Here is an 18,682-nt window from a genome sequence, read left to right as displayed (position 1 = left end):
GCTTCATGTCCAGGCTGAAGCTCAGCGGCGTGAGCAAGGCTTACGGCGCCACCGTGGCGCTGAGCCGCGGTGACCTCGAGATCGAGGCCGGCGAGGTCCATGTGCTGATCGGCTCGAACGGTTCGGGCAAGAGCACGCTCAGCAAAATCGTGGCCGGCAGTGTTCGGCCTGATGCCGGTCGGATGCTGCTCGACGAGAAGCCTGTAGACATTTCGGGGCCCCAGGCCGCGCGAGCGCTGGGCATCGGCATCTTCTACCAGGAACTCAGCCTCGCCGCGCATCGCACGGTCGAGGAAAACATCTGCCTCCCCGACTTGCCGAGGAAGGCCGGTTTTTTCGTCGATCGTGCGGCGCTGTCGCGGAAGGCCGCGCGCTACATCGCCATGTTCGAGGGAGTCGCCGGCGAGGGTTTTACGGCCGAATCGACCATGGAAGGCCTTCGCGCCGATCAGCGCCAGCTTGTCGAGATCATGAAGGCGCTCGCCAGCGAAGCGCGCATCCTCATCTTCGATGAGCCGACGTCGGCCCTCGACAGGTCGCAAGTCGATCGCTTCTTCGAGATTCTGCGCCGGCTCAAGGGTGAAGGCCGCGCTGTCGTCTTCATTTCGCACCGCATGGATGAGATTTTCGCTATCGGCGACCGGGTGACGGTGATTCGCGATGGCCGCACCGTCGGCACCTCGCGCATTCCCGACACCACGCCGGCAGCCATCATCCGGCTGATGGTCGGCGAGCAGGAGGAGCTCGTCGCGACAGCGCCCGCTGCGGTGGGCATCGGCGAAACCCTGCTTTCGGTCCGCGACCTGGCGGGTCCGGGCTTCTCCCATGTCGGTTTCGAGGTCGGCAGGGGCGAGATTCTGGGCCTCGGCGGATTGCACGGGCAGGGCCAGTCGTCTGTCTTGCGCGCCATCTTCGGGGCCTTGCCGCCGGCGTCGGGCGAAATCGCGCTGAAGGGCGAACGGCTGGCGGCAAAGACGCCGCGCGATGCGATCCGCCGCGGCGTCGCCTATGTCTCCGGCGATCGCAGCCGGGACGGCGTCATCCAAGGCCGCTCCATCATCGAGAACCTCATGCCGATCCATTATCTGCGCGGCAGACAGTTCATCGCCCGGCCCGCGGACCTGTATGCCAGGGCAAAGCCGGCGGTCGAGGCCCTGCACACCAAGCTCGCCCACTTGGGCGATTCCATCAACGCGCTGTCAGGCGGAAACCAACAGAAGATCGTCATCGCGCGCTGGTTGATCGATCGGCCGGACGTGCTTCTTCTCGACGATCCGACCAAGGGCATCGACCTGTCGACCAAGGCCGATCTCTATGCGCTGGTCCGCAGCCTCGCCGCCAACGGCCTCGGCATCCTGCTTTACTCGTCGGAAGATGCCGAGCTCCTCGCCAACGCCGACCGCATCCTGGTCTTCAATGGCGGGCGGGTGACCCGCGAGTTGGCCGGTGCGGAACGCACCCGCTACAACCTGTATCAAGCCGCGTACGAGGCTGCATGATGGCCGTCGTTGCGGCAGCGCCTTCGCACGGGGTCCGTCACGTAAAGCGCGCTTTCCAGCGCTTCCCGTTCCTGCCGGCGCTGATCATCCTCATCGTCCTGCTCCTCCTCAATGGCCTGTATCAGCCACGTAGCGTCGGCCTTATCGGCATAACGGGACTGGTGAAGACTTATCTGGCCCTCATGCTGCTGGCGGTCGCGCAGACCTATGTCGTCTATGCGGGAGATATCGACCTGTCGGCCGGCTCGATCGTCTCGCTGGTCAATGTCGTTATCGTCGTTCTCATGGAGCAGTGGGGCGGCGGCGGGATTGCGGTGCTGGGAGCGACCGGCATCGGGCTTTGCGTCGGACTCGCCTGCGGCATCGCGAACGGCATCGTCGTAGCGGCTTTCCGTTTGCAGGCGATCGTCGCCACCTTCGCGACTTCGATCTTCTTCGCCGGATTGGCGCTGTATGTGCTTCCGGTCGCCGGCACGCCGGCCCCGGCGGCCTTCTGGCGTACCTTTGGTGGCAGAGTCTTCGAGATACCGTTCGTGTTCTACGCCGTGGTCGCCCTGGCTCTCGTGCTTTACGGACTCGCGCGGACGCGCCTGTCGACGCAGCTGCTCGCCGTCGGCGACGATCGGCAAGCCGCTTATCAGAGCGGATTGCCGGTGACCGCGATCCGCATCAAGGGCTATGCACTCTGCGGATTGTTCGCAGCCCTCGCCGCTTTCTGCGTGACGGGCGACACGGCGAGCGCCGATCCGCTCGTCGGCGGCAAGATGACGCTATTTTCCATCGCGGCCGTGGTGCTTGGCGGCAGCGCGCTGTCGGGTGGATTCGGGACGGTCGCAGGGTCGGTCGTGGGGGCGCTGATCATCGGCCTGATCAACTCGCTGGTCTATTTCGTCGGCACGCCATCGGAGTGGCAGAATCTTGTGCAAGGCCTGGCCATCCTGATCGCATTGATGGCCGGCGTGATCGTCGGGCGAAAGGCGCGGGCATGACGGCGGCCATGGACCTCGCGAAACGGCCGCTCCTGGTCGCGTCGGCGCTGATCGTGGCGCTCCTCGTCGTCGGCGAGGCGATCTCGCCGGGCTTCGCCGCGCCTCAGCAGATCCTGCGGCTGCTCATTGTCGCGGCACTCCTCGGCATCGTCGCCGCAGGCCAGAACCTCGTCGTTCTCGGCGGGCGCGAAGGCATCGATCTCTCCGTTGGCGGCGTCGTGTCGCTGTCGGCGATCATCGCCGGCAATGTCATGAACGGCGCCGATGCGGGCATCCCCCTTGCGCTCGTCGCTTGCGTGGCGACAGGGGCGCTGTTCGGTCTCGTCAGTGGGCTCGGCGTGACACTGCTTCGGATCCCGCCCTTGGTGATGACGCTCGGCATGCTGGGCGTGTTGCAGGGTCTGCTGGTTGTGATCCGCCAGGGCATTCCATCAGGCCGCGCGGCACCGGGATTGTCGGAATTCGTCACACGGTCGCTTGTCCTCGGTGTTCCCGGCATCATCTGGCTCTGGCTGCTGATCGGCATCCTCATGGTGCTGCTTCTGACGCGCACGGTTTTCGGTCATCGCATCTATGCGATCGGCTCCAACGAGCGGGTGGCCTATATGGCGGGCGTGCCCGTCAAGCGCGTACGCATCGCGCTGTTCATGCTGTCGGGCATGTTCGCAGCGATCGCCGGCCTCTGTCTGCTCGGCTATTCGGGTTCGTCCTTCGCCAATGTCGGCGAGCTGTACATCCTTCCGTCCATCATCGCGGTGGTCCTCGGCGGGACACCCTTGTCCGGCGGCAAAGGCGGCTATCCCGGCACCATGGCGGGCGCCTTGCTGCTCGTCATATTGCAGAGCATCCTGACAACCGTGAACATCGCTGAATCCGGCCGCCAGATGGTGTTCGGTGCGACGCTTCTGGTGCTGATGCTCTTCTACGGGCGCGGGAGGGCGATGCGCGCATGAGCGGCGCGGCCCAAAGTCCAATGGTTTCGAGAACGGAGGTTTCATCATGAAGGATTTCCCGAAAGACAGGCTGCGGGTCGGCTTCGTCGGCAGCGGCTTCATCGCCCATTTCCATCTGAAGGCCATGCTGGGCGTGCGCCATGTCGAGGTGACCGGCGTCCATAGCCGCAAGCCGGAGAACCGGGCGCGCATCATCGCGGCAGTGGCCGAGCTGGGGCTCGGGAATTGTCGCGGCCATGACAGCCTTGAATCGCTGTTCCGGGCCGACGATGTCGATGCGATCTGGATCCTGTCGCCGAATTATACGCGGCTCGATGTGATGCGCGCGCTCCACGCGGAGATCAAGGCCGGGCGGTCGAAGGTGTTCGCCGTGGCCTGCGAGAAGCCGCTCGCGCGGACCGTGGCGGAGGCTCGCGAAATGCTGCATCTCGCGGAGGATGCCGGGCTCAACCATGGCTATCTCGAGAACCAGGTGTTCGCGACGCCGGTGCAGCGCGGCAAGGAGATCATCTGGCGGCGTGCGGCCTCGGCAACCGGCCGCCCCTACCTGGCGCGCGCGGCCGAGGAGCATTCCGGCCCGCACGAGCCCTGGTTCTGGCAGGGCGACAAGCAAGGCGGCGGCGTGCTGTCCGACATGATGTGCCATAGCGTCGAGGTCGCCCGCCACCTGCTGACGGAGCCCGGCGCGCCGCGCGGGTCGCTCAAGGTCAAATCCGTCAACGGAACCGTCGCCCATCTCAAATGGACCCGGCCGCACTATGCGAGCGATTTGAAGAAGCGTTTCGGCGCCGAGGTGGATTACCGCAACCGCCCGGCGGAGGATTTCGCGCGCGCCACCGTGTCGCTCGAGGATGCCGAGGGCAACGCCTTGATGATCGAGGCCACGACCTCCTGGGCCTATGTCGGCGCGGGCCTGCGCATCCAGCTCGAGCTGCTGGGGCCCGAATATGCGATGGAGTTCAACTCGCTGGCGACGGGTTTGAAGATCTTCATGTCGCGCGCGGTGACTGGCTCGGAAGGCGAGGATCTGGTCGAGAAGCAGAATGCTGAGCAGGGTCTGATGCCGGTGCTGGAGGACGAGGCGGGCGTCTATGGCTATACCGACGAGAACCGGCACATGGTCGAATGCTTCCGCAAGGGGAAGACGCCGCTCGAGACCTTCCATGACGGGCTGGCCGTGGTCGAGATGCTCATGGGTCTCTACCGGTCGGCCGAGACTGGCCGGACTGTCACCTTCCCCGATCCGGAACTGGAGACCTACATCCCCGTGGTCGCGCGGCGGTCGTCCCCGTCCTGAGTCTCAGACCCGATTGGTCAGGACGTTCAGCACGGTCTGACGGGTGAGGAGCCCGATGACGCCGCCCTGCCCGTCAATGACGGCGGCGTCGCCGCCGCTGTCGATCAGGGCGGCAGCGACCCCTTCGATCTTGTCGGAATCTTTGACCCGAGCCGTCGGAAGAGCACCGCCCTGTGCCGGCCGCATCACCGCGCGGACGCTCAAGACCTTCGCTCTCGGCACGTTCCGGGTGAACTCGCGCACATAGTCCGTCGCGGGCCGCATCACCAGCTCCTCAGGGGTCCCGGTCTGGACCACGACGCCGTCGCGCATGATGGCGATCCGGTCGGCCAGTCGAATCGCCTCCTCGAAATCGTGGGTGATGAAGACGATCGTCTTGCGCAGGACGGCCTGCAGGCGCATGAGCTCGTCCTGCATCTCGCGCCGGATCAGCGGGTCGAGCGCTGAGAACGGCTCGTCGAGGAACAGCACTTCCGGATCGATCGCCAGCGCCCGCGCGATTCCGACGCGCTGCTGCTGTCCGCCCGAAAGCTCGCGCGGATAGAAGCTCTCCTTCCCGGAAAGCCCGACCAGCTCGATCATTTCCATCGCGCGCGCTTCGCGCTTGGCCCGGGCGACACCCTGGATCTCCAGGGGGAAAGCGACATTGCCCCGGATGGTCTCATGCGGCAGCAGGGCGAAATGCTGGAACACCATCGCCATCTTGTGGCGGCGAATGTCGTTCAGCGCCGCATCCGGCAGTGTCAAGAGATCCTGGCCGTCGAGCAGCACGCGCCCCGCCGTCGGCTCGATCAGGCGCGACAGGCAGCGCACCAGGGTCGATTTCCCGGAGCCCGACAGGCCCATGATGACAAAGATCTCGCCGCGCCGGACCGTCAGCGACACATCGCGCACCGCGGCGACAAAGCCGGCGGCCAGGATTTGCTCCGCGGTCGGGGGCGAGGTCCGATGTTTCAGGAACGGCGCCGCGTCGCTGCCGAACAGTTTCCAGACGCCTTCGCAGACGATCTTGACGGGTTCGGCCGCATTCATTCGGCGGCACTCTGCGGCATGGCGGCACCCGCATCGTCGGCGGTCTGCAGAACCTCGAGGCCTGTCGAGGCGAAGCGGCTCAAGGTCTCGTCGTCGCGGCAATCGGTAATCAGAAGATCGATATCGCCGGCGCGAAGCGCCGTGATGCGGTCGCGCTGGCGCAGCTTGCGCGCGGTCGCCAGCACGGCCGTCTTCCGCGAGCGGTCGTGCATCAACCGGGCCAGGGTCGCGTCGGTCTCGTAGGAATAAGTCAACCCGTCCTCGACGGTGAAGCCTTCTGCCGCGATCAACGCCAGATCGGCATTGAAGGCGGCCAGCATCTGCTCGGCAAAGGCGCCCGAGGTGCCGAGCGTCCGGTGCCGGAGATTGCCGCCCAGCAGATAGACGCTGACGCCGGGACTCTCCGACAGAATCGTCGCCACATTGACGCCCGGCGTGACCACGGTGAGCCGCATCCGCGCCGCCGCGATCTCGCGCGCGACCGCCAGCATGGTCGAGCCGTCATTCATCAGGATCGTGGTGTCGGGTTCGATCTGGCGCATCGCCATATGCGCGATCGCGCGCTTGGCATCGGTGTCGACCTGCTCGCGCAAGGCGAATTCCTGATCGGCGCCGCGGGGCGCCTCGACGATGGCACCGCCATGGGTGCGCCGGATCAGGCCTTCTTCCTCGAGCAGGGTGAGATCGCGCCGGATGGTCGCGACCGACGCGCCCAGCATGCGCGACAGGGCCTCGACCGAGACCGCCCCGGCCGTCGTCAATTGGCGCTGGATCTCCATGCGCCGGGCCGCCGGATTATGGATGCGTTCGCTCATGGCCTCAGTCTATGCGACGTTTTTCGAGTCGAAAACAAGCAAATTCGATCATTATAATGTCATTTTATGATTGATTTTGAGCGCTCGCTGGAGAATCCTCCTCTGGCATGGGACGGCCGCAAAACGGGCGCCCCGCTGGGAGACCACAAGAAAGAAGCGAGGGAGACAGGCCATGAAGAGGGGGAAGCGAGCGATGCTGACCGCTTGCGCGATCGCAACGGCGATCGCCTGGGGCGCCATGAGCGTGCCGGCGCGCGCGGCGGTGCCGGAGTCGGATCAGCCGATCAAAATCGTGATGATGGGTTACTCCGGTGACAACATCATCATGTACATCTACGGCAAGATCATCGAGAAGCTCGGCTACCGCATTGAATACACGCCGGCGGATTATCTCGGCCAGTTCGCCGGCATCGAGACCGGCGATCTGGATATCGGCTCGCCGGGCTGGGACACCACCGCCAAGGCCGCACTGAAGGCGGCCTTCGACACCGGCAAGGTCCTGAACATGGGGGATATGGGAATCCCGGTTCAGGAGGACTGGTGGTATCCGCTCTATGTAAAGGATGTCTGTCCGGGTCTGCCGGATTGGAAGGCGTTGCTGAAGCCCGACTGTGTCAAAGCCCTGTCGGTGGCGGAGACGGCACCCAAGGCTCGATTCCTGTCGGGCCCGATCGAGTGGGGCGGACATGATGCCGAGCGCATCGAAGCCATGGGATTGCCCTTCGACGTTATCCATGCCGGCAGCGATGGCGCCCTGACGGCCGAGATCGTCGCGTCGATCAAGCGCAAGCAGCCGATCATCGCCTGGACCTGGGAGCCGTTCTGGGTTCCCGCGCAGTATCCCGGCGAGTTCGTGAAATGGCCGGACTATGAGGATGCCTGCTACGACGATCCGAAATGGGGGATGAATCCCGACAAGGCCTTCGATTGCGGCCGGCCGAAGGGGAAAATGTGGAAGACGGCCTGGGCGGGTGGCGAGACCATCTGGCCGAAGGCCTACGACGTGTGGCGCAAGATGCAGCTCGATACCAAGACCATGGGCGAGCTCGTCTATAAGAGCGACGTCGAGGGCGTGCCGACGGAGCAGGTCGCGGAGCAGTGGATCGAGCAGAACGAAGCGGTCTGGAAGCCCTGGGTCCAGTGAAACAGGCAGGCGCGAAACGGTTGGCGTGAGGCCGCCGTTTCGCGCCGGCATTTTTCACGGATGGCAGGCAATCGGGATGACTTCCGCATGATCGGCGTCGCGGGGCGCAAGCCCTCCTCCGCGGGCGGAATGCTGCCCGCTTTCACATTGCTGACGCTGTCCCTGAAGGGCGCGCTGCCTTTGCTGCTGGCCGTGGCTGTGACGCTGATCCTGATGCTGGCGGCGTCGCGTCTCCCCTGGGCGGTCGCCTATCCCAAGGACTGGATCATTCCCTTCGACCGCTGGCTCGGGGCGGCGATCAACTGGCTGCTGCGCAAGGCCGACCTGGGACCCTTCATGGTCAAGGATGTGACGCGAGCCTTCGGCGCCATGCTGGATTTGCCGACCTTGCTGCTGAAGGGCCTTCTCGCCAAGGGATTCGAGATCCGGTTGGGCGACAGCGTGTTGCGCATCCCGCCCTTGTCCTGGGTCGGCGTCACGGCGGTCTTCGTCGCCATCGCGATGAGTCTCAAGGATCGGCGGCTCACGCTGATCACCTTGGGCTCCTTTCTTTACGTCGCGGTGATCGGACTATGGCGCAGCACCATGGAGACTTTCGCCACGGTCATCGTCGCCGTCATCATCGGCATCGCCGTTGGCTTGCTGCTCGGTATCGCCGCCTATCGGTGGCGCAAGGTCGATCGCGTCCTGACCCCGATCCTCGACTTCATGCAGACCGTGCCGGTCTTCGCCTATCTCGTGCCGGCGCTGATGCTGTTCGGGTATGGTCCGGCGGCCGCCCTCGTCATCACGCTCATCTACGCCATGCCGCCGATGACGCGCATCACCACGAACGCCCTCGCTCAGGTCGATCGGGAGATTCTCGAGCTGGGACGCATGACAGGCTGCTCGCGTCGCCAATTGATGTGGCGCGTCCTGCTGCCTTCGACCCGCTCTCGCCTGATGGTCGGTGTCAACCAGGTCATCATGCTGACGCTCAATATGGTGATCATCGCCTCGATGATCGGCGCCGGCGGGCTCGGCTACGACGTCTGGCAGGCGTTGAAATCGCTGCGGATCGGGCAGGGCGCGGAAGCGGGTATCGCCATCACGCTTCTTGCGATCGTTCTCGACCGCCTGAGCCAGCGCTATGCGTCGCGCTGGCCGCTTCACACCGAACGCCGCGGCTCCTTTCTCGCACGCCATGGCATCCTGGTGGCGGGTCTGCTGGTGGCTCTCGTCACCACCATCGGCGGCATCTGGCTGCCCTGGCTCGAGCATTATCCCGAGACCGCGACGCTCTCCACCGGGCGGTTCTGGGACGACATCGTCGACTGGGTGAACATCAATCTCTTCACCTATATCAGCGCGGTTCGCGACTTCCTCTTCATCTATCTGCTGCGGCCGACCAAGGATTTCCTGCTGGCCCTGCCCTGGCCGGGCGTTCTGGCGCTCCTCGGCGCTTTCGGTTGGCGTCTGGGCGGCCTGAGGCTGGCGCTGCAAGTCGTGATGCTGGCACTCTTCATCGCCGTCGTCGGTCTCTGGGAACAGGCGATGACGGCGGTCTATCTGGTCGGCGTCTCGGTCCTGATCGCCGCCGCCATCGGCCTGCCGATCGGCGCCGCCGCGGCGGCCAATGACAGGCTGCACCGGGTGCTGCAGGTGGTGCTCGATACGCTCCAGACCTTGCCGACCTTTGTTTACCTCATTCCGGTCATCATGCTCTTCAGCGTTGGAGACTTCTCCGCCATGGTCGCGGTCGTTCTCTACGCGATCGTGCCGGCGATCCGCTATACCGACGCGGCTATCCGGCAGGTGCCATCGCATGTCGTGGAGGCAGGCCGCAGCTTCGGCTGTTCGCGCCGGCAGCTGCGGCGGCGGATCATTATTCCGCTGGCACTCCCCGACATCGTGCTCGGTCTCAACCAGACGCTGATGCTGGGCATCAGCATGCTGGTGATCACGGCCCTCGTCGGCACGCGCGACCTGGGGCAGGAAACCTTGATCGCGCTCTCCAAGGTCGATCCCGGGCGCGGCGTCATCGCCGGTGTTTGCGTCGCCTTCATTGCGATCATCGCCGACCGGCTGCTGCGCGCCTGGGCGGAGAAGCGCCGCCGGGAACTGGGGCTCGATGACGCCGCGCGCTGAAACCAGGGCCGGCGATCATGCGCCCGCGGTCGCCGTCATCGGCGGGGGCGCCACCGGCTGCGCAGTGGCGCGCGATCTGGCCTTGCGGGGCCTGCGCGTGACGCTGATCGAAGCCGGCGATCTCGGAACCGGCACCAGCAGCCGCTTCCACGGGATGCTCCAGAGCGGCGCCCGTTACGCCGTCAGCGATACGGTCTATGCGGCCGAATGCATGCGCGAGCGCCGGACCGTGGCGGCCTTGATTCCCGGAGCGGTCGAGGCCGTCGGCGGGCTGTTCGTGGCGCTGCGCGAGGATCCGCCGGAGTTTCCAGATCGTTTCGTCAAAGGATGTCAGGCGGCGGCGATTCCGGTCGAGGAGATCGATCCCGCGTTGGTAATGCGTGAGGAGCCGCATCTGAGCCGCGACATCCGGCGCGCCTTCACGGTTCCCGACGCAACCATCAATCCCTGGCGGCTCTTGAACGCGCTTGCGGCCGATATCGAAGCGCATGGCGGCCGCGTGTTGCGCCGCCATCGGCTGCTGGCGGTCATGACCCAGGGCGGCCGGGTCAGGGGCGTCGAGCTGGAAAGCGTCGAGGGCCGCCGCGTCATTCCCGTGGATGCCGTCGTCAATGCCGCGGGCCCCTGGGCGGGGCGGATCGCGACACTCGCGGAACAATCGATCGGGCTTCAATTGACCAAGGGCTCGATCCTGGTTCTCGCCCATCGGATGGTCGGCAGGATCGTCAATCGATGCCGGCCGCCGAGCAGCCATGACATCATCGTGCCGACGGGCACCGTCGGGCTGTTCGGGACGACATCGGAGGTCGTCGAGGATCCGGGAACAACCTATGTGCGGCCGGAGGAAGTGCAGGCGCTTCTCGACGGTGCCGCGCCGCTCATTCCGGAGATCCGCTCCTTTCGTGCCTTGCGCGTCTGGGCGGGGGTGCGGCCCCTGGTGAAACCGGAAGCCTGGCCGGAGAACCAGCCGCTGCCGCGCCGTCATCAGGTGATCGATCACAGCGCCCAGGGCCTCGGCGGCTTCTTCACCGTCTGCGGTGGTTCGCTGACGACCCATCGTTCGATGGCGGCGGATGCGGGCGATCATCTCTGCCGCCAGCTCGGCTGGAATGCGCCCTCATCGAGCGCGACGACGCCGTTGCACGGCGCCGGGACCGAAGCCTGGCACCCGGTCGCCGGCCATGCCCAGTCGGAAAAGGCGCAGGCCTTCTCGCGCCAGCTTTGCGAATGTGAGGCGGTCCAGGCCGGGGAGGTCGACCGCCTGCTCGGCGAGAATCCGGACATCACGCTCGACGATCTGCGCCGGCGCTTGCGGGTCGGCTTCGGTCCCTGCCAGGGCACCTTCTGCGCCCCTCGCGCTGCGGATCTGCTGGCCGCCTTGCGCCCCGATGCCGACGCGGCCGGCGAGCTCCATGGTTTCTGGCAGGAACGGCTCAAGGGAATCGCGCCCGTCGCCTGGGGCCCGCAGGCGCGCCAGCTGCTGCTGAATGACAGCGTCTATGAACGGACCCTGGGTCTGCGTCTACCCGACAGGATGCCGACGTGAGAGAGACGGACGCGATCGTTATCGGTGCCGAGCTGGAGGCGCTGTTGGCAACCCTGCGCCTGCTGCAGCAGGGTGCGAGCGTGCGGTTGCTCGCAACCGGCGGCGGCTCACTGCCCTATGCGCCGGGTGGCCTGCAATTGCTCGGCCGGGATCCGCAAGATCCGGTCCGCGCGATCGCGAACCCATTCGAAGCGGTGGAGCGCCTTCCGCTGCAGCATCCCTTGCGTCATGTCGGTCGCGAGCGCATTGGGCCAGCCCTCGACTGGTTCCTCGATCTGATGGAACGGCTTGGCGCCGCATGGCAGAGGGAGCCGCAGAATCGGCCTGTCATCGCCATGGCGGGAGAAACCCGCAGCGTTCTCGCCAGGCCGCAATCCCAGGCCTCGCTCGACGCGCTCACCGGGCATCGCATCGCGGTCCTGGCCTTCGAACGCTTCAGGGATTTTCCCGCCGCTCTCATCGTTGCCGGCTTGCGTCGACAGGGCCTCGACGCGATCACGGTACGGGTCGATCCCAAGCTCGACTGTCCGGACAGCGTGAGATTCGGTCAGGCGCTCGATCGTCCGGGAGAAGCGGCCGCCTTGCTCGAAACCGTGCGCAAGGCACTTCCGGCCGGCCGGGATCTGGTGCTGTTTCCGGCCATTCTCGGCATCGCCCGGCATCGGCAGATCTTCGATCTGGCGCGGCAAGTCCTGGACGCGCCGGTGTTCGAAGGCGCCACCCTGCCGCCCTGTCTGTTCGGCGTCCGGTTGCATCACCTGCTCATGCGTGAGATCTCGCGCCTCGGCGGCCTGGTTCAGCCCGGCATGAGAAGCTTGCGGGGGCTGATCGAGGCGGGTCGCTGCCAGGGCATCGGCGACGGCGAAGGCCGGCATCATCGAGCGTCGCACTATATTGCGGGCAGCGGCGGCGTACTCATGGGCGGGCTGGAGGTCGATTCCCGGGGTCACATCGCCGAGACGATTTTCGGCCTGCCCATTCATCAGACCGATCCGCTCGGGCGGCGCTCGCCCGCGGAGACCATCGACGCCTTGCATCGGGCGGGCGTCGAGACCGATTCCTCGTTCCGGCCGACCGGCGGCGACGGGGCCGTCGTTGAAAATCTTCGGGTGATCGGCGCGACCTTGGCTCATTGGAACCCGACGCTCGAAGAATCATCCGAAGGTGTCGCGATCGGCACGGCCTGGGCGGCCACCGGGAATGCAGCGGGAGCTTCGCACTGATGGCCGGTCTCGTCCTCGGTATCGATCATGGCGGCAGCACCACGACGGCGATGCTGCTCGAGCCGGGCCGCGGCCCTCTCGGCAGCGCCTCCGTGCCGATGCCGAAACGCACGCCCTGTCCCGATCATGTCGAGCATGACGCGCAGGATTTCCTGACCAGCAGCCTGGCCGCGGCGCATCGGGTGCTCGATCAGGCCAACCGAAGCTGGAGCGATGTCTCCGCCATCGGAATCGCCAACCAGGGCGAAACCAGCATGGCCTGGTCCAGTTCGAGCGACGGGGTCTTCGGCCCGGCGCTTTCCTGGGAGGACCGCCGGACCGCGGCGCTCTGCAGGAACCTCGCAGCGCATGGCGTCGATCGGCTCGTCCGCGATCGCACTGGAATCATCCTCGATCCCTATTTCTCGGCGTCGAAATTCCACTGGCTCACTCATGATGTCGCGGCGGCCAAGGCTGCGCGCAGTGCAGGAACCCTGCGGCTGGGCGGTACCGACAGCTTTGTCATCGACCGGCTCACCGGTAGCCAGACCCACGCGACGGATCCCGCGACCGCGTCACGCACCGCCCTCTTCGACATCCGGAAGCGATGCTGGGACGAGGATCTGCTCGCGGCTTTCGACATCGACCGGGACGCCATGCCCGAGATACGGGACACCACCGCGGATTACGGCCGGGTTCGGCATCCGGACGTTTCCGCGCCCGAGGCAAGGATCACGGCCGACGCCGTCGATGCCCATGCGGCGCTGTTCGCGCAAGGCTGCTGGGACCGCTCCAGCGTCAAGGCGACTTACGGCACCGGCGCCTTCATCGAGGTCAATAGTGGCGAGGAGATTATCGAGCCCGACGGAAAGCTTCCAGTGTTTGTCGCCTGGCAGATCGATGGCAGGGCTAACTACACGATCGAGGGGAGCGTCTTCTCGGTCGGTTCGGCGATCGACTGGGCGGTCCGCACCGGCCTGATGCCATCGGCAGCTGAATCGGCCGCACTCGCAGCCAGCGTCTCCGACACCGCCGGCGTGGTGCTGGTGCCGAGCTTCACGGGCATCGCGGCGCCGCACTGGATTCCAACGGCGCGCGCCTGCCTGCTCGGATTGGGCCTCGACACGACCCGTGCGCATATCGCGCGGGCGCTGTTGGACGGAATCGCGTTCAGTTGCGCCGAGGTGATCCGGGCCCTCGACGAACGTCTGGGCGGCAGCCTGAGGCTGGTGAAGGCCGATGGTGGGCCCAGCCGCAATGGCTATCTGATGCAGCGCCAGGCGGATCTGCTCGGCATGCCGGTCACGGTCGCCGAGGAAGCCGACATGACGGTGCTGGGCGCGGCCTTGCTGGCGGCGATCGGCGCCGGCGCCCTGACGATGGCGGATGTCCGGGACATGCCGCGGCGCGGCCACAGCTATGAGCCCCGGATATCGACGGATGAGCGCGAGGCGGCCTGGGCCGGTTGGCGCAAGTCAATGGCACCTCTGCTGGAAGGAACCGCCTCATGACGGCGCCAATGACGACATCGTTCATTCGCGAGAATGAAGCCGGCGGACCTCTGGCGATCCTCGCCACCATGGACAACTGCACCAAATGCGGAATCTGCCAGACCTATTGCCCGGTCGCGGCGGTGACGAGCGAATTTCCGGGACCCAAGGTGGTGGGACCGCAGGCGCAGCGCTTCCGCGCGATCGAAGCGATTGCGGAAAGCGCGATCGGGCTTTGCAGCGGTTGCGGCGTCTGCACCAGCGTCTGCCCGAACGGCGTGGCGATCACCGACATCATCGCGATTGCGAAGGCGGCATCGGTCGAGAACGGAAACAAGCCGGCCCTCGGCTTGCGTCTGCTCAATCGCCCCGATCTGGTCGGGCACCTTGCGGGCTCCCTGCCTTGGCTCGCCAATTCGCTGTTCGCGAGCCGACCCTTGCGCCGTCTCGCGGAGAAGGTTCTGGGCATCAGCGCCGACGCAGCCCTGCCACATATCGAAGGCGGGGCTTTCAGGCGCTGGTTCTCCCAGCAGGAGCAACCGAACGGGCCGGCCATCGCCTATTTCACGGGGTGCACTGTCGAAAACTATGAGGCCAATGTCGGCAAATCCGTGGTGCTGCTCCTCAATCATCTGGGTTTCCGCGTCGAGCTGCCGACGGATCTTTGCTGCGGGCTTCCCCTGCTTTCGAACGGCGAATGGCCACCCGCTCGCGAAAGGGCACAGCATCTGACGAAGGCGCTGGCGCCATCGGCAAGAACGGCCCAGGCGATCGTTTCGAGCTCGACGAGCTGCAGCCTGACCCTGCGCAAGAAATATGCCGCCTATCTCGACATGAAGGATGGCGAGAGTTCCGAGGTCGCCACGGCGACGATCGATATCTGCGGCTTCTTACGCGACCTGCCGGCGGAGCCGCTGGAGTCGCGTCTGAAGTCAATGCGCCATACGGCGCTTTATCATGGCCCCTGCCAGCTGCGCGGCCATCAGATGGGCTGGCCTGCCGTCGAGCTTCTGTCCCTGATTCCGGGTCTCCAGCTGCAGCTGTCGTCGGCCGTGTGTTGCGGAACCGCCGGAACTTACGGCTTCGATCGCGACAAGCGCGCCGTGACCGATGCCGTTGCGGTCACGCTCTTGGATCAAATCCGCGTGTCGAAACCCGATTTCATCATCTGCGACAGCGAGACCTGTCGCTGGCATATCGCCGCGGAAAGCGGCCTGCCCTGCTTCCACCCCGTCGAGATTCTGCTGGCATCCATCGAGGGAAGGGGCCCGCTTGCGGATTGAGGGCCGTTTGGGCTCCTCGCAAGGAACCGCAGCCGTCAATCCTAACCCGCGATCGCGATGATCTCCGGGCTCGTGGCCGTCGCGGGCGAGCGGTCCCAATTGCCGTACCAGGCGATGTCCCGGAATCCCGCCTCGGCGAGGAAGCCCGCGAATTCCCTATGGCTCATGAAGCGCAGCGTGTGCGGCGCCACCACGATGTCGTCGGGGCCGAAGCGGAAATGGGTTTCGAAGGTCACGAGCTGGCCCACCTCCGACCGGATGTCGTAATGCACCTCGACCTTGCCGATGCCGGGGACCTCGAGCGTCTCGCGGGTCTGGCCGGGCTTCCAGCTGTCCCAATCCCGCAGCTCGGGGTTCCGCGTCTCCCCTCCGGCCCCGGGGAGCTTGGGCGCCGGGTTCCCGGGGCGTCAAGTTCCCGGACGAGAAGGGGGTCGATTGCTACCGTCCGGCCCGAGACCGACCCTATCGGGCGAAGACTTGCGGGCCGGTGCCGCCGAGCCAGCCTTCGAGCAGCTGGAGACGGTCATTGCCGAAGAAGAGCTTGCCGCGGCAGATGACGGTGGGGACGCCGAAGACGCCATGGCCGATCGCCTCGCTCGTGTTCGCTTCCAATCGCTGGCGATAGGCGTCGTCGGCGACGGCGTGGGAGATCTCGGCACCGTCGAGGCCGCAGGCGGCGCCGATCCGGGCCAGCTCCTCGAGGCTCGAGATGTCGCGCTCCTCCGACCAATAGGCGCGGAAGACGGCGAGCGTGAATCCCTTCGCCTGGCCCAGCTCGTCGGCGCGCAATACGGCGCGCAGAGCCCGGGCGGGCCGCAGCGGATAGTTCGGGTGATAGCGCAGCGAGAGGCCGTAGAGCGCGGCCCAGTCCTGGAGGTCCTGCTTGTACCAGGCGAGGAAGGCCGCGTTCTCTTCCAGCGGCCGCCTTCCGTCGATCGCCTCGATCAGGCGGGGCAGATGCAAGGGGCGCCAGCGCACCGCCATGCCATGGCGCGCGGCCAGCGCCTCGATCTGGGTCGCGGCCAGATAGGCCCAGGGGCTGTGGAAGTCGAACCAGAAATCGAGGGTCTCGGCTGCCATCAGCGGGCGTCCTTGGGAGGGAGCCGTGCTCATGTCATCGGCTCCAGCTTGCCGGCCAGCGCCAGCTCGCGCAGTGCGGTCTTGCGGATCTTGCCGCTCGCCGTCATGGGGAAGGTCGCGACGCGAAAGAAGCGGCTCGGGATCTTGAAGCGCGCGATGCGCCCATCGCAGAACTTCGCGAGGCTCTCCGGATCGACAGGCGCGCGCGCCTGCACCGCCGCGACGACGACCTCGCCGTAATAGGAGTCGGGCATGCCGAACACCGCGATCTCGGCCACGGCGTCGTGGCCGCGCATCAGATTCTCGATTTCGACCGGATAGATGTTCTCCCCGCCGCGGATGATCATGTCGCGCAGCCGCCCGCCGGCGATAGCGAGGCGACCTTCCGGCGTCAGATACCCCAGATCGCCCGTCTGGAGCCAGCCGTCGGCGTCGATGGTTTCCGCCGTCTCCGCCGGCTTCTTGTAATAGCCGCGCATGACCATGCCGCCCCGAGCCTGGATCTGCCCCACACCGCCGGTATCGAGAACGATGCCGGTCTGCGTGTCGGCGATGCGAACATCATAGCCGGGCAGGGGCCGGCCCGCCGTGGCGAGACGATCCTCGTCGTCGAACTCGGGACAGGCGATGAGCGTGCTCGATTCCGTCTGGCCATAGACCTGCGCCAGGCGCGGCATCGGATATTCCGCGACGCAGCGTTCCAGGACTGCGGGATCGACATCGGCGCCGCCGCAGGTGCCGGCCTTGAGCGAGGAGAGATCGAATTCGCGCCGCCGCGGATGATCGAGCATGCCGGCATAGGAGGTCGGCACGCCCGATAGGAGGGTGCAGCGTTCCTGCTCGATGACCTCGAACATCGCCACCGGATCGAAGGCCGGCACGCCGACATAGGCACCGCCGCATTGCAGACTGCCCAGCAGATTCATGATGCAGCCGGCGCAATGGAACAGCGGGATGATCGAGGTCCAGCGGTCCCCGGCAACAACGCCCAGCCGGTTCGCCGTGCCCCAGCTGTTGCCGAGCATGCCGAGATGGGTGAGAAGCGCGCCCTTGGGAAAACCGGTCGTACCCGAGGTGTAGAGCAGCGCCGCGACGTCGCTCGAATTGACCGCCGGCAGATCGCCGCCGACGTCGCGGCCTTGCGCGATCAGCGCGTCGAAGCCGACAGCGCTGCCCTCGGTACCATCGAAGCAAACGACATGGCGCAGCAGCGGCAGGCGCGGACGCAGGCCCTCCACCATCTCGAGATAGGGGTTGGAGCGGAAGCTGCGCGACAGCAACAGCGCGCGGCTGTCGGACTGATCCAGCGCATAAGCCAGGTCGTCTTTGCGCGAATGGCTGTTGATCGGCACCATGACCAGGCCCGCCAGCGCCAGAGCGAGCTGAGTCACGGGCCATTCGAGGCGATTCTCTGCCAGCAGCGCCACATGCTGGCCCGGCTCCAACCCCTGCGCCAGAAGTCCGCGCGCCAGGCTTTCCGCCTGGTCGAGCCAGCCGGCGAAACTCAGCCGCGCGCCCGCCAAGGGAAAGCACAGCGCCCCGGCATCGGGACGCCGCGCCGCATGATGGCGCAGCGCCGCACCGGGGGTCTCGAAAGGGCTGGGATAGGAATCGGTCATGGCGGGCATCGGTGCCCGCCACTTTATGTGATGGGTTTTGCCCGGTGCAATGCGGCAGTCGCGGCCGCCGTCTTGCCCGACGGCCGTTACGGCAGCCCCAACACCTTCTCCATCCGGTAATTGATGAAGCGCTGGCCGCGTATCGACACGGTCTGCGGGGCGAGGAGATGGAAGCCGCGGCGCTCGAAGAAGGGTTTCGCCGTGATGCTGGCCTCGGTATGGAGGCAGTCGATGCCCTGATGGCGGGCCGAGCTTTCGACTTCGGCGAGGAGGGCGCTGGCGACGCCACGGCCCTGATGGTCCGGATGGACGAACATCATGTCCAGATGGCCGTCCGGCTCGAGGTCGCTGAAGCCGACCAGCGCGCCGTCGATCTCCGCCACCCAGGCGGGCCGGCCCGCATATTGCTCGGCCCAGTCTGTCCGATCGATCTCGTCGGGCGCCCAGGCCAGGACCTGTTCCTGCGAATAGTCGCGCCGCGCCACCTGGCGGACCGAGGCGCGGAAGATGTCGATCAGCGCGTCGACATCGCCCGGGCGATAAAGGCGGATATGGCCCCGGAAGGCCGGCCGTTGGCTCAAGACTGTCAATGTCCCCCGCGTCGGG

The 18,682-nt window shown here is 66.2% G+C and carries 16 protein-coding genes; 10 read left to right on the top strand and 6 right to left on the bottom strand.

Annotated elements, in window-relative coordinates; all coding sequences use genetic code 11:
- Window positions 1-5: 5 nt before the first annotated feature.
- The 4 genes from ACREE8_RS05030 to ACREE8_RS05015 are packed head-to-tail and all read left to right on the top strand — an operon-like array spanning window position 6 to window position 4,738.
- Complete coding sequence (locus ACREE8_RS05030) at window positions 6-1,499, top strand: sugar ABC transporter ATP-binding protein (RefSeq protein ID WP_431571885.1); 1,494 nt, start codon at window positions 6-8, stop codon at window positions 1,497-1,499.
- Window positions 1,496-2,488, top strand: coding sequence for an ABC transporter permease (locus ACREE8_RS05025; RefSeq protein WP_431571884.1), 993 nt, complete (start codon window positions 1,496-1,498; stop codon window positions 2,486-2,488). Before ACREE8_RS05030 ends, ACREE8_RS05025 begins: the two co-directional genes overlap by 4 nt.
- Window positions 2,485-3,441 (top strand): ABC transporter permease, encoded by a 957-nt coding sequence (locus tag ACREE8_RS05020; protein ID WP_431571883.1) that lies wholly within the window; start codon window positions 2,485-2,487, stop codon window positions 3,439-3,441. The genes ACREE8_RS05025 and ACREE8_RS05020 overlap by 4 nt, the downstream gene beginning before the upstream one ends.
- Before the next feature lie 46 nt (window positions 3,442-3,487).
- Entirely contained in the window at window positions 3,488-4,738 is a 1,251-nt protein-coding gene (locus tag ACREE8_RS05015; protein ID WP_431571882.1) for a Gfo/Idh/MocA family protein, read from the top strand.
- 3 nt (window positions 4,739-4,741) lie between these two features.
- On the opposite strand, the gene ACREE8_RS05010 is transcribed toward ACREE8_RS05015, so the two are convergent.
- A complete protein-coding gene (locus tag ACREE8_RS05010; protein ID WP_431571881.1) occupies window positions 4,742-5,770 on the bottom strand; it encodes a quaternary amine ABC transporter ATP-binding protein in 1,029 nt (342 codons plus the stop codon).
- Complete coding sequence (locus ACREE8_RS05005) at window positions 5,767-6,585, bottom strand: DeoR/GlpR family DNA-binding transcription regulator (protein WP_431571880.1); 819 nt, start codon at window positions 6,583-6,585, stop codon at window positions 5,767-5,769. Before ACREE8_RS05005 ends, ACREE8_RS05010 begins: the two co-directional genes overlap by 4 nt.
- A 193-nt stretch (window positions 6,586-6,778) precedes the next feature.
- Here ACREE8_RS05005 and ACREE8_RS05000 point away from each other — a divergent pair, with 193 nt between their 5' ends.
- The 6 genes from ACREE8_RS05000 (at window position 6,779) to ACREE8_RS04975 (ending at window position 15,377) form a co-directional block, all read left to right on the top strand.
- Window positions 6,779-7,729 carry an ABC transporter substrate-binding protein gene (locus ACREE8_RS05000; RefSeq protein WP_431571879.1) on the top strand — a complete coding sequence of 317 codons (951 nt, stop codon included), beginning with the start codon at window positions 6,779-6,781 and terminating at the stop codon, window positions 7,727-7,729.
- A gap of 87 nt (window positions 7,730-7,816) precedes the next feature.
- Entirely contained in the window at window positions 7,817-9,856 is a 2,040-nt protein-coding gene (locus tag ACREE8_RS04995) for an ABC transporter permease (RefSeq protein WP_431571878.1), read from the top strand.
- Window positions 9,840-11,402, top strand: a complete 1,563-nt coding sequence (locus ACREE8_RS04990) for an FAD-dependent oxidoreductase (protein WP_431571877.1) — start codon at window positions 9,840-9,842, stop codon at window positions 11,400-11,402. The genes ACREE8_RS04995 and ACREE8_RS04990 overlap by 17 nt, the downstream gene beginning before the upstream one ends.
- A complete protein-coding gene (locus tag ACREE8_RS04985; RefSeq protein WP_431571876.1) occupies window positions 11,399-12,625 on the top strand; it encodes an FAD-binding protein in 1,227 nt (408 codons plus the stop codon). Before ACREE8_RS04990 ends, ACREE8_RS04985 begins: the two co-directional genes overlap by 4 nt.
- Window positions 12,625-14,115 carry an FGGY family carbohydrate kinase gene (locus ACREE8_RS04980; RefSeq protein WP_431571875.1) on the top strand — a complete coding sequence of 497 codons (1,491 nt, stop codon included), beginning with the start codon at window positions 12,625-12,627 and terminating at the stop codon, window positions 14,113-14,115. The genes ACREE8_RS04985 and ACREE8_RS04980 overlap by 1 nt, the downstream gene beginning before the upstream one ends.
- Window positions 14,112-15,377 (top strand): anaerobic glycerol-3-phosphate dehydrogenase subunit C, encoded by a 1,266-nt coding sequence (locus ACREE8_RS04975; RefSeq protein ID WP_431571874.1) that lies wholly within the window; start codon window positions 14,112-14,114, stop codon window positions 15,375-15,377. Before ACREE8_RS04980 ends, ACREE8_RS04975 begins: the two co-directional genes overlap by 4 nt.
- Window positions 15,378-15,418: 41 nt before the next feature.
- Here ACREE8_RS04975 and ACREE8_RS04970 read toward each other — a convergent pair whose 3' ends face one another.
- From ACREE8_RS04970 to ACREE8_RS04955, 4 genes are all read right to left on the bottom strand, one after another.
- Entirely contained in the window at window positions 15,419-15,649 is a 231-nt protein-coding gene (locus ACREE8_RS04970) for a hypothetical protein (RefSeq protein ID WP_431571873.1), read from the bottom strand.
- A 190-nt stretch (window positions 15,650-15,839) separates the two neighbouring features.
- Window positions 15,840-16,457, bottom strand: coding sequence for a 2-hydroxychromene-2-carboxylate isomerase (locus ACREE8_RS04965; protein WP_431571872.1), 618 nt, complete (start codon window positions 16,455-16,457; stop codon window positions 15,840-15,842).
- A gap of 29 nt (window positions 16,458-16,486) precedes the next feature.
- Window positions 16,487-18,076 carry an AMP-binding protein gene (locus ACREE8_RS04960; protein ID WP_431571871.1) on the bottom strand — a complete coding sequence of 530 codons (1,590 nt, stop codon included), beginning with the start codon at window positions 18,074-18,076 and terminating at the stop codon, window positions 16,487-16,489.
- Window positions 18,077-18,162: 86 nt separating this feature from the next.
- Window positions 18,163-18,657, bottom strand: a complete 495-nt coding sequence (locus ACREE8_RS04955) for a GNAT family N-acetyltransferase (RefSeq protein ID WP_431571870.1) — start codon at window positions 18,655-18,657, stop codon at window positions 18,163-18,165.
- Between the last annotated feature and the right edge of the window lie 25 nt (window positions 18,658-18,682).

Origin of the sequence: Hypericibacter sp. (assembly GCF_050729195.1) — a bacterium.
Taxonomy (GTDB): domain Bacteria; phylum Pseudomonadota; class Alphaproteobacteria; order Dongiales; family Dongiaceae; genus Hypericibacter.
Note: the sequence above shows the minus strand (reverse complement) of the source record. Positions and strands in the feature narration are given on the sequence as shown.